Origin of the sequence: Streptococcus salivarius, from assembly GCF_002094975.1 — a bacterium.
GTDB classification, from domain to species: Bacteria; Bacillota; Bacilli; order Lactobacillales; family Streptococcaceae; genus Streptococcus; species Streptococcus salivarius_D.
Genome location: NZ_CP015283.1, coordinates 1,395,808 through 1,412,537 on the forward strand (window position 1 = coordinate 1,395,808; position 16,730 = coordinate 1,412,537).

The 16,730-nt window shown below is 33.9% G+C and carries 9 protein-coding genes; all 9 read left to right on the forward strand.

Translation table 11 applies throughout. From position 1 onward, the window contains the following. Positions 1–132: 132 nt before the first annotated feature. The 9 genes from V471_RS06545 to V471_RS06585 all read left to right on the forward strand — a co-directional run bounded on the left by V471_RS06545 (position 133) and on the right by V471_RS06585 (position 16,562). Complete coding sequence (locus V471_RS06545; protein ID WP_198166461.1) at positions 133–1,683, forward strand: DUF262 domain-containing protein; 1,551 nt, start codon at positions 133–135, stop codon at positions 1,681–1,683. Between the two features lie 2 nt (positions 1,684–1,685). Then, positions 1,686–3,770: a DUF262 domain-containing protein gene (locus V471_RS06550; protein ID WP_084871299.1), complete on the forward strand. Its 2,085-nt coding sequence runs from the start codon at positions 1,686–1,688 to the stop codon at positions 3,768–3,770. Between the two features lie 157 nt (positions 3,771–3,927). Continuing rightward, the gene (locus V471_RS06555) at positions 3,928–4,935 is read left to right on the forward strand and encodes a helix-turn-helix transcriptional regulator (RefSeq protein WP_084871300.1); all 1,008 of its coding nucleotides are present in this window, start codon (positions 3,928–3,930) and stop codon (positions 4,933–4,935) included. 665 nt (positions 4,936–5,600) lie between these two features. Further along, a complete protein-coding gene (locus V471_RS06560) occupies positions 5,601–5,756 on the forward strand; it encodes a hypothetical protein (protein WP_155214083.1) in 156 nt (51 codons plus the stop codon). 527 nt (positions 5,757–6,283) lie between these two features. Beyond that, positions 6,284–7,276: an ABC transporter ATP-binding protein gene (locus V471_RS06565; RefSeq protein ID WP_084871302.1), complete on the forward strand. Its 993-nt coding sequence runs from the start codon at positions 6,284–6,286 to the stop codon at positions 7,274–7,276. A gap of 1 nt (position 7,277) precedes the next feature. Further along, a complete protein-coding gene (locus V471_RS06570) occupies positions 7,278–8,096 on the forward strand; it encodes an ABC transporter permease (RefSeq protein WP_084871303.1) in 819 nt (272 codons plus the stop codon). A 1-nt stretch (position 8,097) separates the two neighbouring features. Continuing rightward, on the forward strand, positions 8,098–8,883 hold the full coding sequence (locus V471_RS06575; protein ID WP_045768591.1) for an ABC transporter permease: 786 nt from the start codon (positions 8,098–8,100) through the stop codon (positions 8,881–8,883). Positions 8,884–8,921: 38 nt separating this feature from the next. Next, positions 8,922–9,383, forward strand: coding sequence for a GNAT family N-acetyltransferase (locus V471_RS06580; RefSeq protein ID WP_045768592.1), 462 nt, complete (start codon positions 8,922–8,924; stop codon positions 9,381–9,383). Positions 9,384–10,067: 684 nt separating this feature from the next. Beyond that, positions 10,068–16,562 carry a S8 family peptidase gene (locus tag V471_RS06585; RefSeq protein ID WP_045768593.1) on the forward strand — a complete coding sequence of 2,165 codons (6,495 nt, stop codon included), beginning with the start codon at positions 10,068–10,070 and terminating at the stop codon, positions 16,560–16,562. Positions 16,563–16,730: the final 168 nt, after the last annotated feature.

Here is a 16,730-nt window from a genome sequence, read left to right on the forward strand (position 1 = left end):
TTTTCATTATCCTGTCCTATATAGAAAGTATTTTGCATTTTTTCCAATATTTTGATTTATAATAGTGCTATAATTGTAGATAATAATTTTGTTAATTCTAATAACAACCTTTGGATGAAAAGGAGATATCAAATGGTAGTTTCTGAAAAACGAATTGAAGACCTAAAAGGATTAAAATTTAATGTTCCTTCATATCAAAGGGGATATCGCTGGACTGAACATGAGGTTACAACTCTTTTAGAAGACCTCTATACACATAGTAAACAAAACAGAGATTATAAGTACTGTTTGCAGCCCTTGATTGTTAAGAAAGTTTCAGATAATACTTATGATGTAGTTGATGGTCAACAGAGGCTAACAACGATTTTTATTTTTTTGAAATTTATGTCTGCTGAATTTAGTAGTGGCCGTAGAAGAAGTAATCAATATGATTACTTTGAGTTGGTTTATGAAACAAGAGAACAGAGTGCTAAATATTTAAAAGAATTAAATTTTGATACTTATCAAGAAATCGAGGATTATGATATTGATGCACATCATATCAGTAAAGCTTTTGCTGCTATTGATAAATGGGTGGAACGAGAAGATATTAATTCGGATAATGCTTTACACGATATTTATCAAGTCTTAACAGAGGCTGTTTTCTTTATTTGGTATGAAATTGATGAGACAGAAGACCCTATAAAACTATTTACTAAAGTTAACTTAGGTAAGATTCCTTTGACTAATGCTGAGCTCATTAAGGCTCTATTGTTAGATCAAACTAATTATGAATCTGAAAATGATAGTGAAAGGATACAAAGGGGGATAGATTGGGATAATATTGAACATCGACTTCAAGAGGAATCATTTTGGAAGTTTCTTACAAATAGTGAGAATTATGTCACTAGGATAGATCTTTTGTTTAACCTACTTGAACATCGTACTTTAGAAATACCTCAAAATGATATTTACTCAACTTTCTACTCAACTTTCTACTCAATCTACGCAAAATATCAAAATGCCGAAAATAAACCGACTTTTATAAGTAACTACTGGAATGAAATCGACTTATTATTTGATGAATTAACTAACTGGTACAGGGACCTAAATAGATACCATTTAATCGGCTATCTATTATCGGTTGACGCTAAGAAAATTGAAGAGGTCTTTGAAGCTACTAGAGGGATGAAAAAGTCGGAAGCTTTTTCTAAATTAAAAGACCTTGCTTATAAAACTCTTGCGGGTGATATAGATTCTATAGAAGAACTTTCCTATGGTACTAAAAATAAAACTATCAAATCTACTCTTTTACTGTTTAATCTCGTTACTTTGATTAATAAGAGTGAAAAACAATATCGATTTCCTTTTGATATTTATAAGAAAGAGAAATGGGATATCGAGCATATTCATGCTACGGCTGATGAGACTGCTGAAGCTGATGATAGTCTAGCTAATTTAACTTTGCTAGACGCTAATACGAATCGATCTTATGGAAATAGTCCGTTTGATCAAAAACGAAGAATTATTATTGAGGTTGATGCAGAAGGGAAATTTGTACCTGTTTATACGCGTAATGTGTTTTTGAAAGTCTATAGCAATGAGGTAGATGGACTTGATGACTGGACTGAAAAGGATAAAGACAGTTATATTCAAGCGATAAAACAGGAATTTAACCAATTTTTTGGAGATTATGAGGAGTAGTCATGCAAGAGATCAACGCAAAATATAACTTAAAATCATTGTTAGAAAATTATCGAGTCGTAATTCCCTTGATTCAGCGAGACTATGCACAAGGTAGAAAGGATAAAAGAACCACCGAAGTTCGAAAAAAATTACTGCAGGATATTAATACTGCCTTAATTGACACAAACGTTGGGCCACTCGATTTGAATTTTATTTATGGAAAATCAACTAATGGGAAGTTTATTCCATTAGATGGACAACAACGTCTGACAACTTTATTCTTGGTTTATCTTTTTGCTTATAGAGATAATGATGAGTGTGACTTTTTGGGTAATTTCTCTTATGAAACTAGAAAGTCTTCTACACAATTTTTCGAGAGTCTAGTTGAGAATAGAAGAATTTTTTTTACAAAAGCAAAAAGTCCTTCCGAAATCATAAAAGATGAGCCGTGGTTTGCAGATTCATGGCAGTTAGATCCAACTGTACAAGGTGCTTTGAAAACACTAGATGACATTTCTGACTCTTTTGATTATGGGTTTGATTATGTTTCAGTATTATCAGATTCTAGTAACCAAAAACTTGTGTTCAATTTCCTTGATATAGATAAACTTGGTTCAGAAGATGAGCTCTATATCAAACTGAATTCTAGGGGGCGCCCGTTAACTGACTTTGAAAATTTTAAAGCAAGATTAATTGATAGAATAAAGAAAATAGATAGTCATTTAGAAAGGGAATTTTCCCAAAATATTGATACAAAATGGACTGATGTTATTTGGAATATTGATAAAAATGCCTTTGACACCAACTTTTTAAATTTATTTGAAATTGTCCTTATCAATAATTTAGATAGCCTTGATTATTCTAAACGTGATAATTGGACTCTTGAAATTGACTTTGAAACTATAGAAATAAGTCATATAGAAATAATTGTATCTGTTCTTGATTTCCTCTCCAAGAATAAAATGACTGATGCTTCATCTATCTTAGAATGTTCAATAGTTAACAAAACTCTGAAGGATAGGGTTTACTTTCACGTTATTTCAACATTCATTGAACATCAGGGTGATACATTAGATACTAGCTATAAAAACTGGTACCGTATCTTTAGGAACCTGATTAATAACTCAGTTATAGATTCTCAAGATTCATATGAACGGGCAATCAAGGGGATTAATGAACAAATCGAACATACTTCAGACCTGCTAGAATATCTAGCCGAGGGAAATAGAATTAATGGTTTCAGTATTGACCAAGTTGACGAAGAGATTGAAAAAGCTAAATTGATAACAGCAGATGATTCCTATAGAGAGATTATTGAAGTTGCTGAAAATCATCGCTATTTTGATGGTCAGATTCGAAGTTGCTTCTACTTCGAAGAGAATGATTTGCCAAGCAGAAAGATTGATGATATTTCAATCTATTGGAATAAAATATCAAAAATGTTTACTGAAATAGAGCCTAAAGAAGGTCTATTAATGCGGGCAGCTTTGCTAGCTCTAGGAGACTATACAATGACTACAGCTAATAATTATAAAACGCTGTATCGGGATAATTCAAATGAGTCTTCTGGGTATGCACCAAGCCTTAAAAGTTTATTTTCATCTCGAAATGAGTATGTCAAAAGATTACTTGATGAAGTAGATATTACCAAGCCACTAGATGGTGAGTATCGTCGTATTATCCAAGACAATATTAGTCATCTGACTCCTCAGGAATGGCGTTATGCCTTCATTTCTTATTATGAAACCATGTTTAGTAAAATGGATTCTTCACAATATAGAATGAAATCTCCGTTCTGGCTTAATCGGTCAGAAGAGATGTTGTTAATTCCCAATAAGAGCTCTAGTGCTAGAAACTATGATATTCATTTGATAGCCCTAGAAGAAAAACTAAAGGAATTAGGAATACAATCTTATTATCAAAGTGAGAAAGGGATTGAAAGTACCAATAGGATTCTTTATGTAAACGAAGTATATGAAGTCAGATTTCGAGGAAATCATTTTAGCCTTAATTTAATAGGTGGTGAAGAAGCAGAGGAAGAACATTTTGATCCTACGCTATCATTTTTGGATATAGCAGAATACTTGAATAATAAATTGCACTAATATTATCACAAAGGCTAGTGAAGTTCACACTGGCCTTTGTGTATTAAATCTCAATTTTTATTGTAAGCTAGTATAAAAAAGACTTGAGATAATTACGAATAGAATGAGGATAATGATATTATATTCTAGAAGTTATAATCAAGCATGAGGTCGATTAATGAAAGAAGAAAATAATTTGCAAGGGAAAACCAGTCGCCTTTTATATTTTATGTCTGAATTGGAAAAGGGGCATAAGGTTAATAAAACTGATTACCTTAAACGTTTTAATATCGCCGAGCGAACCTTTAAAGATGATTTAAGGGAATTAAAGGAAAATCTAAAAATACTTAGAGATGACATGAAAATAAAGTATTCTCGACTTGCAGGAACCTATGAGGCAGAATATAACCATGGTTATGGTAACTTAAAGTACAACCAGGCCGTCATCTTGTCTAAGATTCTTTTAGAAAGTAGAGCACTACGTGTTGAGGAAGTTAGAGAAATCATTGATACCTTTGTAGAGAGAGCTGTTGATGATAGGGAACGTCAGCGTATTAGAAACTTTACGGAACGGGAACTAGAGGAGTATAAGGAATTATCGATTTACAGGGACAATAAGAGTAAATCAATCTTGCCTCATCTATCCGCTATTTTTGATGCTATTGAGAATCAGAAGCCTCTTTCTTTTAAGTATACGAAATACCAAGGTAAGGATGCCGATTATGATGTGTTACCGGTCTCGATTATGTTTAATGACCATTATTTTTATTGTATGGCATATAAAGTTGAAGAAAAAGATGGAAGATTAAAAATAGATACAAGGAGTCTGCGTAATTTTCGACTGGATCGTTTTAAAACTGTTCATCGTTCGAAGCATAATACAGAATTAATATTAAGTTCTGAGGAATTAACTCAAATTTTGTCAGATAGTGATGTTCGTTATCATACTTTCTTGATGTTTTCAGATACGGAAAAATTTCGGATTAGATTCAGATATGTTGGTCAGTTTTGGGAAGTACTTGAAGATGATATCCCTGCACTTAAAGTTATTGAGAAAGATACAAGGAGTACAGTTCCTAGGGTAATATATGAAATTGAAACCTATGGCAGAGATAGTTTTCAACGTTATATTGATCGATTTAATGGGGTGTTTACTATACTTGAACTAGAAAAAATAAATAAGTAAAATTGACACTTATTTTAAATAGCATTTCGCAAAAAAACAGAAGTACGTTTTATACGTACTTTTTTTGTTGTATTGTTTGAAAGTATAAAACAGATGGACAATGATATGTTTAAGGTACTTGTATTGTGTATTTCTGGTGATAAAATATAGTTGTAAATAAATAATGCAAAACAAAAGTACAGCATTTATTACCAAAAGGAGGAAAGCAAAATGTCTAAAATTAGAAAGATTATTTATAGAAACAAAATGAAACTAATGGAGAACAGACACTCAACAAAAGGTGTTTATTGTCATGGAGCTAAAAAAATAAAATAGTTTATGAGACTAATGCCAAAGCACTTCGTGCAGTAATGTTGTGTGAGGATCAAACCATTCGTACTTATTATTGTCATTATTGTGCAGGATTTCATACAACCTCAAGACCTGAACATGATGAATTAGATGATTTGTATATGTTTGCGAGAGCATATGTTTGTTAATGGTTAACACTAATAATGAACATAAACAAGGAAAACACATCTTTTCAGTGTGAAGTGTTGAAATTCATTCAATAGTTTAGGGATAAGAAATTTTATTTTAAAGGGAGAGAAATTATTATGAACCTTATCATATTTTTTACCACAATTAATGTGTTAACATTCATGGCTTATGGAATTCTTTTTTGCATGAAATTAAAAATTAAGCGACTTGAAAAAGAAAACGAAAAGATTGAAGCTCGAAGAAAGATATATTTAGCCATTTTGGAGGATGACGAAGATGCATTGTTAGCCATTATGAAGAAGGACAAAGAGTTATTGTTAGATGTGATAAATGGACTTTAATATATTTTTTCGTTTTTTAGATGAAGACTTTCATCTTTTCCATAGCTTGGTTCTAAAGCTTACAACTACTTGAAGCAATTGTTCAAAGGAATTTTTATCATTGTGTAAAGTTATGATTTATACTCACAGAACTCAAAAAAGTAATTATTCCAAATTCTTTTTAGATTGTCTATCATTAAGTCACCATATGGTGGCTTTTCTTATGCCTTTTAATCTATCTAAACATTCACAAGCAAGAATGAGAGAAGTTGAAATGAGCCTCTACAGGAATATGTAGAGGCTTTGATGAATTATTGAATTGTGTCATTTTATTTAGTGAATTAGACGGGTGGTTTTGATTTTTTCAAGTATCAAAACTATTTTCTCTTTTGAGAGAATAACACTTGGTTTCCTTTTTTAACTGCTTTATAATAGAGTAATACTAAGGTCTTCTACTGTGATAAAGAAGGCAGATTTTAGGAGATGAGAAGTTGGCTTTTTGTGTTTAGAGGACACGGTTTGTTGATTTTTTACTGTAGGAGATAGATATGGCAATGATAGAAGTGAAACATCTTCAGAAAAATTTTGTGAAGACAGTCAAGGAACCGGGGTTGAAGGGGTCTTTGCGTTCCTTTATTCATCCTGAAAAGCAGACCTTTGAAGCGGTCAAGGATTTGACCTTTGAGGTGCCCAAGGGGCAGATTCTAGGTTTTATCGGGGCAAATGGTGCTGGGAAGTCGACCACCATTAAAATGCTGACAGGAATTTTGAAACCGACATCTGGTTTTTGTCGGATTAACGGCAAGATTCCACAGGATAATCGCCAGGATTATGTCAAGGATATTGGGGTTGTTTTTGGACAACGAACTCAGCTATGGTGGGACTTGGCCCTGCAAGAGACTTACACGGTTTTGAAGGAGATTTACGATGTCCCAGACTCGCTCTTCCACAAGCGCATGGATTTTTTGAATGAAGTCTTGGATTTGAAGGACTTTATCAAGGATCCCGTGCGGACTCTTTCGCTAGGTCAACGGATGCGGGCGGATATTGCGGCTTCCTTGCTTCACAATCCCAAGGTTCTCTTTTTAGATGAGCCGACCATTGGTTTGGATGTGTCGGTCAAGGATAACATTCGTCGGGCCATTACTCAGATTAATCAGGAGGAAGAGACAACTATTCTCTTGACCACTCACGACTTGAGCGACATTGAGCAACTCTGTGATCGGATTTTTATGATTGACAAGGGGCAGGAGATTTTTGATGGGACGGTTAGCCAGCTCAAGGAAACCTTTGGCAAGATGAAGACTCTCTCCTTTGACCTGACGCCAGGTCAAAATCATCTAGTCTCTCATTATGAGGGCTTGCCTGATATGTCCATTGATAGACAAGGAAATACTCTCAATATTGAATTCGATAGTTCCCGCTACCAGTCGGCCGATATTATCAAGCAAACCTTATCTGATTTTGAAGTCCGTGATTTGAAGATGGTAGATACAGATATTGAAGATATTATCCGTCGCTTCTATCGAAAGGAGCTCTAAGATGGTCAAATTGTGGAGACGTTATATACCCTTTATCAATGCAGGGATTCAGGAGTTGATTAGCTATCGAGTCAACTTTATTCTCTATCGGATTGGTGATGTCATGGGGGCTTTTGTGGCCTTTTATCTCTGGAAGGCAGTCTTTGACTCCTCCCAGAAGCCTTTGATTCAGGGCTTCAGTATGGCAGATATCACTCTCTACATCATCATGAGTTTTGTGACCAATCTTTTGACCAGGTCTGATAGCTCCTTTATGATTGGGGAGGAGGTCAAGGATGGCTCCATTATCATGCGCTTGCTGAGACCAGTGCATTTTGCGGCCTCTTACCTTTTCACCGAACTTGGCTCCAAGTGGTTGATTTTTATCTCTGTTGGACTGCCATTTTTAAGTGTCATTGTTTTGATGAAAATCTTATCTGGGCAAGGTATTGTAGAAGTGTTGGGATTAACTGTCCTTTATCTCTTTAGCTTAACTCTGGCTTATCTGATTAACTTTTTCTTTAATATCTGCTTTGGATTTTCAGCCTTTGTATTTAAAAATTTATGGGGTTCCAATCTACTCAAGACTTCAATAGTGGCCTTTATGTCTGGCAGTTTGATTCCCTTAACGTTTTTTCCAAAGGTGGTTTCAGATATTCTCTCCTTATTGCCATTTTCATCCTTGATTTACACTCCGGTCATGATTATTGTTGGGAAATACGATACCAGTCAGATTCTTCAAGCACTTTTGCTTCAGTTTTTCTGGCTTATAGTGATGGTGGGCTTGTCTCAGTTGATTTGGAAACGAGTCCAGTCATTTATCACCATTCAGGGAGGTTAGGATGAAAAAATATCAACGCATGCATCTGATTTTTATCAGACAATACATCAAGCAAATCATGGAATACAAGGTGGATTTTGTGGTTGGTGTCTTGGGAGTCTTTCTGACTCAAGGCCTAAACCTCTTGTTTCTCAATGTCATATTTCAACACATCCCCTCGCTAGAAGGTTGGACCTTTCAAGAAATTGCCTTTATCTATGGATTTTCCTTAATTCCAAAGGGATTAGATCATCTCTTTTTTGACAATCTCTGGGCCTTAGGTCAACGACTAGTCCGAAAAGGGGAATTTGACAAGTATTTGACTCGTCCTATCAACCCTCTCTTTCATATTCTGGTTGAGACCTTTCAGATTGATGCCTTGGGGGAACTTTTGGTCGGTTGCATTCTATTGGGAACAACAGTATCAAGCATTGCTTGGACGCTTCCCAAATTCCTGATTTTCCTAGTCTGTATTCCATTTGCTACCTTGATTTATACTTCCTTGAAAATAGCGACAGCCAGTATCGCTTTTTGGACTAAACAGTCAGGCGCCATGATTTATATTTTTTATATGTTCAATGATTTTGCCAAGTACCCGATTTCCATTTACAATTCGCTCCTTCGTTGGTTGATCAGTTTTATCGTGCCATTTGCCTTTACGGCTTACTATCCTGCCAGTTATTTCTTGCAGGGTAAGAATGGGCTCTTTGATATCGGTGGTTTGATTCTGATTTCCCTTGTCTTCTTTTTCATTTCCCTCAAACTCTGGGATAGGGGCTTGAATGCCTACGAAAGTGCTGGCTCGTAAGGGGGAAAGTAAGACTAAAATCAAGAAAGGAACTTATGATGTTTACAATTGAAGAAGTCAAGGATGAAGATCAAAAAATGGCAGTTGTTGATGAGGTTTTAAAGGATTTGCCAGAATGGTTTGGAATACCTGAAAGCACGCAAGCCTACATCGAAGGAGCCAAAGATTTGCAAGTTTGGGCAGCCTATCAGGAGAGTGATTTGACTGGATTTGTAAGCTTGTCCTATTCTAGTGAAGAGTGTGCAGAGATTGATTGTCTCGGCGTAAAAAAAGCTAATCAAGGTAGAGGAATTGGGAGTCAATTGCTTGCTACTTTAGAAAGTGAAGCACGCAAACAAGTAGACTACCTACAGGTAAAAACAGTAGCAGAAGGCTCTAATAAAGATTATGATCGAACAAATGTCTTTTATCGAAGTGTTGGTTTTAAAAAATTAGAGATTTTTCCTCAACTATGGGATCCCCAGAATCCTTGCCAGATTTTGATAAAGAAAATCGTTTAAAACTTCCTGACAAAAAATTGAGAGTGCCATACTATAAAAGTGTTAGCCAATTTAGCTCAGTTGGTAGAGCAAGGCACTCGTAAAGTCTAGGTTATAGGTAGATAAACGACTGAGGATTTGAAAAAATAGATATGTAGAAGATAACCGTTAAGTCTTATTCTTAGCGGTTTTTTATATTGTTTAATAGCGCTGATATTTCATTAATGATGTTTGACTTTGTGATGTTGCTAGTGCTTTAAGTTGATTGCTACTATTTTTGATGGTGTGAATGTTCTGATAATGTACCCCAGCTAACTACGAAAGTTTTTGACTCTATGTTTTTAACGCTTATTAAAAAATAAATTAATGTAGGTTAATTTTTCTTGACTTAAATTTTTTAAATGATATACTATTTTTCTGGAGAGCTAACAATTATATATAAATGTACTACTCTATTTCCTAGATAATACTTATACTCGATGAAAATCAAAGAGCAAACTAGAAAACTATCCGCAGGTTGCTCAAAGCACTGCTTTGAGGTTGTAGATAGAACTGACGAAGTCAGTAACCATACATACGCTAAGACGACGTTGACGCGGTTTGAAGCGATCTTCGAAGAGTATTAGTAAAACTTTTTATAACAAATGCTAGCAAAGTTAAAGTTTACTATCTATTGGAAGTTAAATAAATATGTAAGGAATTAAAATGAAAAAAAGTACAGTATTGTCATTAACCACAGCTGCAGTTATTTTAGCAGCATATGTCCCTAATGAGGTAATCCTAGCAGATACACCTAGTTCTGAAGATTCTTTAAAAATATCTGATAAAGAAACAGTAGTAGGTAAACAAAACGAAAACAAAGAAAAACTTGAAGATATTCATAATGTTATAGAAACTTCAAAGGATACTGAAGAAAAGAAAACAACAATTATTGAGGAAAAAGAAGTTGTTAGTAAAAATCCTGTGATAGACAATAACACTAGCAATGAAGAAGCAAAAATCAAAGAAGAAAATTCCAATCAATCCCAAGGAGATAAAGCGGACTCGTCTGCAAGTAAAGACCCAGAAAGTCCCAAAAAAGAGGATAAACTTGTCTATATTGCTGAATTTAAAGATAAAGAATCTGGAGAAAAAGCAATCAAGGAACTATCAAATCTTAAGAATACAAAAGTTTTATATACTTATGATAGAATTTTTAACGGTAGCGCTATTGAAACAACCAAAGATACTCTGGACATAATTAAACTAATAGAAGGTATTTCATCGGTTGAAAGGTCACAAAAAGTCCAACCTATGATGAATCATGCTAGAAAAGAAATTGGAGTTGAAGAGGCAATCGATTACCTAAAATCTATCAATGCACCATTTGGGAAAAACTTTGATGGTAGAGGTATGGTCATTTCAAATATCGATACGGGAACAGATTATAGGCATAAGGCCATGAGGATTGATGATGATGCTAAAGACTCAATGAGATTTAAAAAAGAAGACTTAAAAGGTACTGATAAAAATTTCTGGTTGAGTGATAAAATCCCTCATGCTTTCAATTATTATAATGGTGGTAAAATTACTGTAGAAAAAGCTGATGATGGAAGCGATTATTTTGATCCACATGGGATGCATATTGCAGGGATTCTTGCGGGAAATGATACTGAAAAAGATATTAAAAACTTTAACGGAATAGATGGAATTGCTCCTAATGCACAGATTTTCTCTTATAAAATGTACTCTGACGCAGGATCTGGCTTCGCAGGAGATGAAACAATGTTTCATGCTATTGAAGATTCGATCAAACACAATGTCGATGTTGTTTCGATATCATCTGGCTTTACAGGAACAGGTCTTGTAGGTGAGAAATATTGGCAAGCTATTAGAGCATTAAGAAAAGCAGGCATTCCAATGGTTGTAGCTACGGGTAACTATGCGACTTCTGCTTCAAGTTCTTCATGGGATTTAGTGGCAAATAATAATCTGAAAATGACCGACACTGGAAATGTAACACGAACTGCAGCACATGAAGATGCGATAGCAGTCGCATCTGCTAAAAATCAAACAGTTGAGTTTGATAAAGTTAACATAGGTGGAGAAAGTTTTAAATATAGAAATATAGGTGCCTTTTTCGATAAGAATAAAATCATAACAAATGAAGAAGGATCAAAAGCTTCTAGTAAATTAAAATTTGTATATATAGGCAAGGGGCAAGACAAAGATTTGATAGGATTGGATCTTAGAGGCAAAATTGCAGTAATGGATAGAATTTATACAAAGGAGTTAAAAAATGCTTTTAAACGTGCAACGGATAAGGGTGCACGTGGCATTATGGTTGTAAATACTGTAAATTACTACAATAGAGATAATTGGACAGAGCTTCCAGCTATGGGATATGAGGAGGATGAAGGAACTACTAGTCAAGTTTTTTCAATTTCAGGAGATGATGGTGTAAAGTTATGGAACATGATTAACCCTGATAAAAAAACTGAGGTTAAAAGGAATAATAAAGAAGATTTTAAAGATAAATTGGAGCAATACTATCCAATTGATATGGCAAGCTATAATTCTAATAAACCGAATGTAGGTGACGAAAAAGAGATTGACTTTAAGTTTGCACCTGACACAGACAAAGAACTGTATAAAGAAGAGATCATCGTTCCAGCAGGGTCCACATCTTGGGGACCAAGAATAGATTTACTTTTAAAACCAGATGTTTCAGCACCCGGTAAAAATATTAAATCCACTCTCAATGTCATTAATGGGAAATCAACTTATGGTTATATGTCAGGGACTAGTATGGCAACTCCAATCGTGGCAGCTTCTACTGTTTTGATTAGACCAAAATTAAAGGAAATGCTTGAAAGACCTGTGTTGAAAAATCTTAAGGGAGATGACAAAATAGATCTTACAAGTCTTACAAAAATAGCCCTACAAAATACTGCACGCCCTATGATGGATGCAACTTCTTGGAAAGAAAAAAGTCAATACTTTGCATCACCTAGACAACAGGGAGCAGGGCTAATTAATGTTGCCAATGCTTTGAGAAATGAAGTCGTAGCTACTTTTAAAAACACGGATTCTAAAGGTTTGGTAAACTCTTATGGTTCTATTTCTCTTAAAGAAATAAAAGGAGATAAAAAATATTTTACAATTAAGCTTCACAATACATCAAACAGACCTTTAACCTTTAAAGTTTCAGCATCTGCTATAACTACAGATGCTCTAACTGACAGACTCAAACTAGATGAAACATACAAAGATGAAAAATCTCCAGATGGTAAGCAAATTGTTCCAGAAATCCACCCAGAAAAAATCAAAGGAGCAAATATTACATTTGAGTATGACACTTTCACTATAGGTCCAAATTCTAGCTTTGATTTAAATGCGGTTATAAATGTTGGGGAGGCTAAAAACAAAAATAAATTTGTAGAATCATTTATTCATTTTGAGTCAGTGGAAGAAATGGAAGCTCTGAACTCCAACGGGAAGAAAATAAACTTCCAACCTTCTTTATCGATGCCTCTAATGGGATTTGCTGGGAATTGGAACCACGAACCAATCCTTGATAAATGGGCCTGGGAAGAAGGTTCAAAATCAAAAACAATGGAAGGTTATGATGATGATGGCAAACCGAAAATTCCAGGAACCTTAAATAAGGGGATTGGTGGAGAAGGTATAGATAAATTTAATCCAGCAGGAGTTATACAAAATAGAAAAGATAAAAATACAACATCCCTAGATCAAAATCCAGAATTGTTTGCTTTCAATAACGAAGGGATCAACGCACCATCATCAAGTGGTTCTAATATTGCTAAAATTTATCCTTTAGATTCAAATGGAAATCCTCAAGATGCTCAACTTGGGAGAGGATTAACACCTTCTCCACTTGTATTAAGAAGTGCAGAAGAAGGATTGATTTCAATAGTAAATACAAATAAAGAGGGAGAAAATCAAAGAGACTTAAAAGTCATTTCGAGAGAACACTTTATTAGAGGAATTTTAAACTCTAAGAGAAATGATGCAAAGGGAATCAAATCTTCTAAGCTAAAAGTTTGGAGCGACTTGAAATGGGATGGACTCATCTATAACCCTAGAGGTAGAGAAGAAAATGCACCAGAAAGCAAGGATACCAAAGATCCTGCTACTAAGATAAGAGGACAATTTGAACCGATTGCAGAAGGTCAATATTTCTATAAATTTAAATATAGATTAACTAAAGATTACCCATGGCAGGTTTCCTATATTCCTGTAAAAATTGATAATACAGCCCCTAAGATTGTTTCGGTTGATTTTTCAAATCCTGAAAAAATTAAGTTGATTACAAAGGATACTTATCACAAGGTAAAAGATCAATACAAGAATGAAACCTTATTTGCGAGAGATCAAAAAGAACATCCTGAAAAATTTGACGAGATTGCAAACGAAGTTTGGTATGCAGGCGCTGCTCTGGTTAATGAAGATGGAGAGGTTGAGAAAAATCTTGAAGTAACTTATGCAGGTGAGGGTCAAGGAAGAAATAGGAAACTAGACAAAGACGGAAATACTATTTATGAAATTAATGGTGCAGGAGATTTAAGAGGAAAAATCATTGAAGTCATTGCATTAGATGGATCTAGCAATTTCACAAAGATTCATAGAATTAAATTTGCTGATCATGCTGATGAAAAGGGGATGATTTCCTATTATCTAGTAGATCCTGATCAAGATTCATCTAAATACCAAAAGCTTGGCGAGATTTCCGAATCTAAATTTAAAAATTTAGAAAATAGAAAAGAGGATAGTCTTAAAAAAGATACAACTGAGGAAGAAAATCATCAAGAAAATGAAGAGTCTATCGAAGAAAAATCAAGCTTGACTATTCATAAAACTATTTCAACAATTAGAGATTTTGAAAGTAAAGACTTAAAGAAACTCATTAAAAAGAAATTTAGAGAAGTTGATGACTTTACAAGTGAAACTGGTAAGAGAACAGAGGAATACGATTATAAATACGATGATAAGGGAAATATCATTGCTTATGACGATGGTAGTGCCTTACAATATGAAACTGAAAAACTTGACGAAATCAAATCAAAAATTTATGGTGTTCTAAGCCCGTCTAAAGATGGACACTTTGAAATTCTTGGAAAGATAAGTAATGTTTCTAAAAATGCCAAGGTATATTACGGCAATAACTATAGATCTGTAGAAATCAAAACGACTAAGTATGATTCCCACTCAAAAACGATGACATTTGATTTATACGCTAATATTAATGATATTGTGGATGGATTAGCTTTTGCAGGAGATATGAGATTCTTTGTTAAAGATGATGATCAGATAAAAGCTGAAACTAAAATTAGAATGCCTGAAAAAAATAAGGAAACTAAAACAGAATATCCCTATACATCAAGTTATGGGAATGTAATAGAATTAGGAGAAGGTGATCTTTCAAAGAACAAACCAAACAATTTAACGGAAATGGAATCTGGTAAAATCTATTCTGATTCAGAAAAACAACAATATCTGTTAAAGGATAACATCATTCTAAGAAAAGGCTATGCACTAAAAGTGACTACCTATAATCCTGGAAAAACGGATATGTTAGAAGGAAATGGAGTTTATAGCCAGGAAGATATAGCAAAAATACAAAAGGCCAATCCTAATCTAAGAGTCCTATCAGAAAAAATAATTTATGCTGATAGTAGAAATGTTGAAGATGGAAGAAGTACTCAATCAGTATTAATGTCGGCTTTGGATGGCTTTAACATTGTAAAATATCAAGTGTTTACCTTTAAAATGAATGATAAAGGGGAGGCAATCGATAAAGATGGAAATCTTGTAACAGATTCTTCTAAACTGGTATTATTTGGTAAAGATGATAAAGAGTATCATGGGGAGGATGAGTCCAACGTAGAAGCTATAAAAGAAGATGGTTCTATGTTATTTATTGATGCAAAACCAGTAAATCTTTCAATGGACAAGAACTACTTTAATCCATCTAAATCTAATAAAATTTATGTACGAAATCCAGAATTTTATTTAAGAGGTAAGATTTCTGATAAGGGTGGTTTTAACTGGGAGTTGAGAGTTAATGAATCGGTTGTAGATAATTATTTAATCTACGGAGATTTACACATTGATAACACTAGAGATTTTAATATTAAGCTTAATGTTAAAGACGGTGACATCATGGACTGGGGAATGAAAGACTATAAAGCAAACGGATTCCCAGATAAGGTAACAGATATGGATGGAAATGTTTATCTTCAAACTGGCTATAGCGATTTGAATGCGAAAGCGGTTGGAGTACACTATCAATTTTTATATGATAATGTTAAACCAGAAGTAAACATTGATCCTAAGGGAAATACTAGTATTGAATATGCTGACGGAAAATCTGTAGTCTTTAATATCAATGATAAAAGAAATAATGGATTCGATGGTGAGATTCAAGACAAACATATTTATGTAAATGGAAAAGAATATAAATCATTTGATGATATTAAACAACTAACAGATAAGACACTAAACATTAAGATTGTTGTAAAAGATTTTGCAAGAAATACAACCGTAAAAGAATTCATTTTAAACAAAGATACGGGAGAGGTAAGCGAACTAAAACCTCATACGGTAACTGTGACCATTCAAAATGGAAAAGAAATGAGTTCAACGATAGTGTCGGAAGAAGATTTCATTTTACCTGTCTATAAGGGTGAATTAGAAAAAGGATATCAATTTGATGGCTGGGAAATTTCTGGTGTCGAAGGGAAAAAAGATGCTGGCTATGTTATTAATGTATCAAAAGATACTCTTATAAAACCTGTATTCAAGAAAATAGAGGAGAAAAAGGAGGAGGAAAATAAACCTACTTTTGATGTATCGAAAAAGAAAGATAACGTGCAAGAAAATCATAGTCACTTAGATGAAAATTACAAAAAGGAGGATTTACAAAGAGAAAATCATTCACACAAATCTGATTCAACTAAGGATGTCACAGCTAAAGTTCCTGATGAAAATGATAAAAACTTTGAAAATAAGAAGGAAGTTTATCTTAATGAACCAGACAACATAGATAATAAACATACCAATATTGATAGTAAATCAACTACTAACAATGATAGGTTGCCAAAAACCGGAACAGTTAGCGAAGTCTTCATGTCATTAGTTGCCGGAATAATGTTTACCTTAGGTGCGTTTCTTGGATTAAAGAAAAAAGATCAAGATTAAGACAAAGCTATAGAAAAATGGTTTGTGTACTGAGATAGTGTGATGATGAAACAGTTTTGTGAAAATAGCCATTTATAACTCAATTATTTAGTTTACTTTACTATTGATACTCTTTTTGGATTTATTAATGTACTTAGTTTCGACAACTAATGAATTGATTGAAAGGGT

What these genes read in the sequence shown, in the direction of transcription:
- V471_RS06545 (WP_198166461.1), top strand. Translation starts at nt 133, where the DNA reads ATGGTAGTTTCTGAAAAACGAATTGAAGACCTAAAAGGATTAAAATTT.
- V471_RS06550 (WP_084871299.1), top strand. Translation starts at nt 1,686, where the DNA reads ATGCAAGAGATCAACGCAAAATATAACTTAAAATCATTGTTAGAAAAT.
- V471_RS06555 (WP_084871300.1), top strand. Translation starts at nt 3,928, where the DNA reads ATGAAAGAAGAAAATAATTTGCAAGGGAAAACCAGTCGCCTTTTATAT.
- V471_RS06560 (WP_155214083.1), top strand. Translation starts at nt 5,601, where the DNA reads ATGAAATTAAAAATTAAGCGACTTGAAAAAGAAAACGAAAAGATTGAA.
- V471_RS06565 (WP_084871302.1), top strand. Translation starts at nt 6,284, where the DNA reads ATGGCAATGATAGAAGTGAAACATCTTCAGAAAAATTTTGTGAAGACA.
- V471_RS06570 (WP_084871303.1), top strand. Translation starts at nt 7,278, where the DNA reads ATGGTCAAATTGTGGAGACGTTATATACCCTTTATCAATGCAGGGATT.
- V471_RS06575 (WP_045768591.1), top strand. Translation starts at nt 8,098, where the DNA reads ATGAAAAAATATCAACGCATGCATCTGATTTTTATCAGACAATACATC.
- V471_RS06580 (WP_045768592.1), top strand. Translation starts at nt 8,922, where the DNA reads ATGTTTACAATTGAAGAAGTCAAGGATGAAGATCAAAAAATGGCAGTT.
- V471_RS06585 (WP_045768593.1), top strand. Translation starts at nt 10,068, where the DNA reads ATGAAAAAAAGTACAGTATTGTCATTAACCACAGCTGCAGTTATTTTA.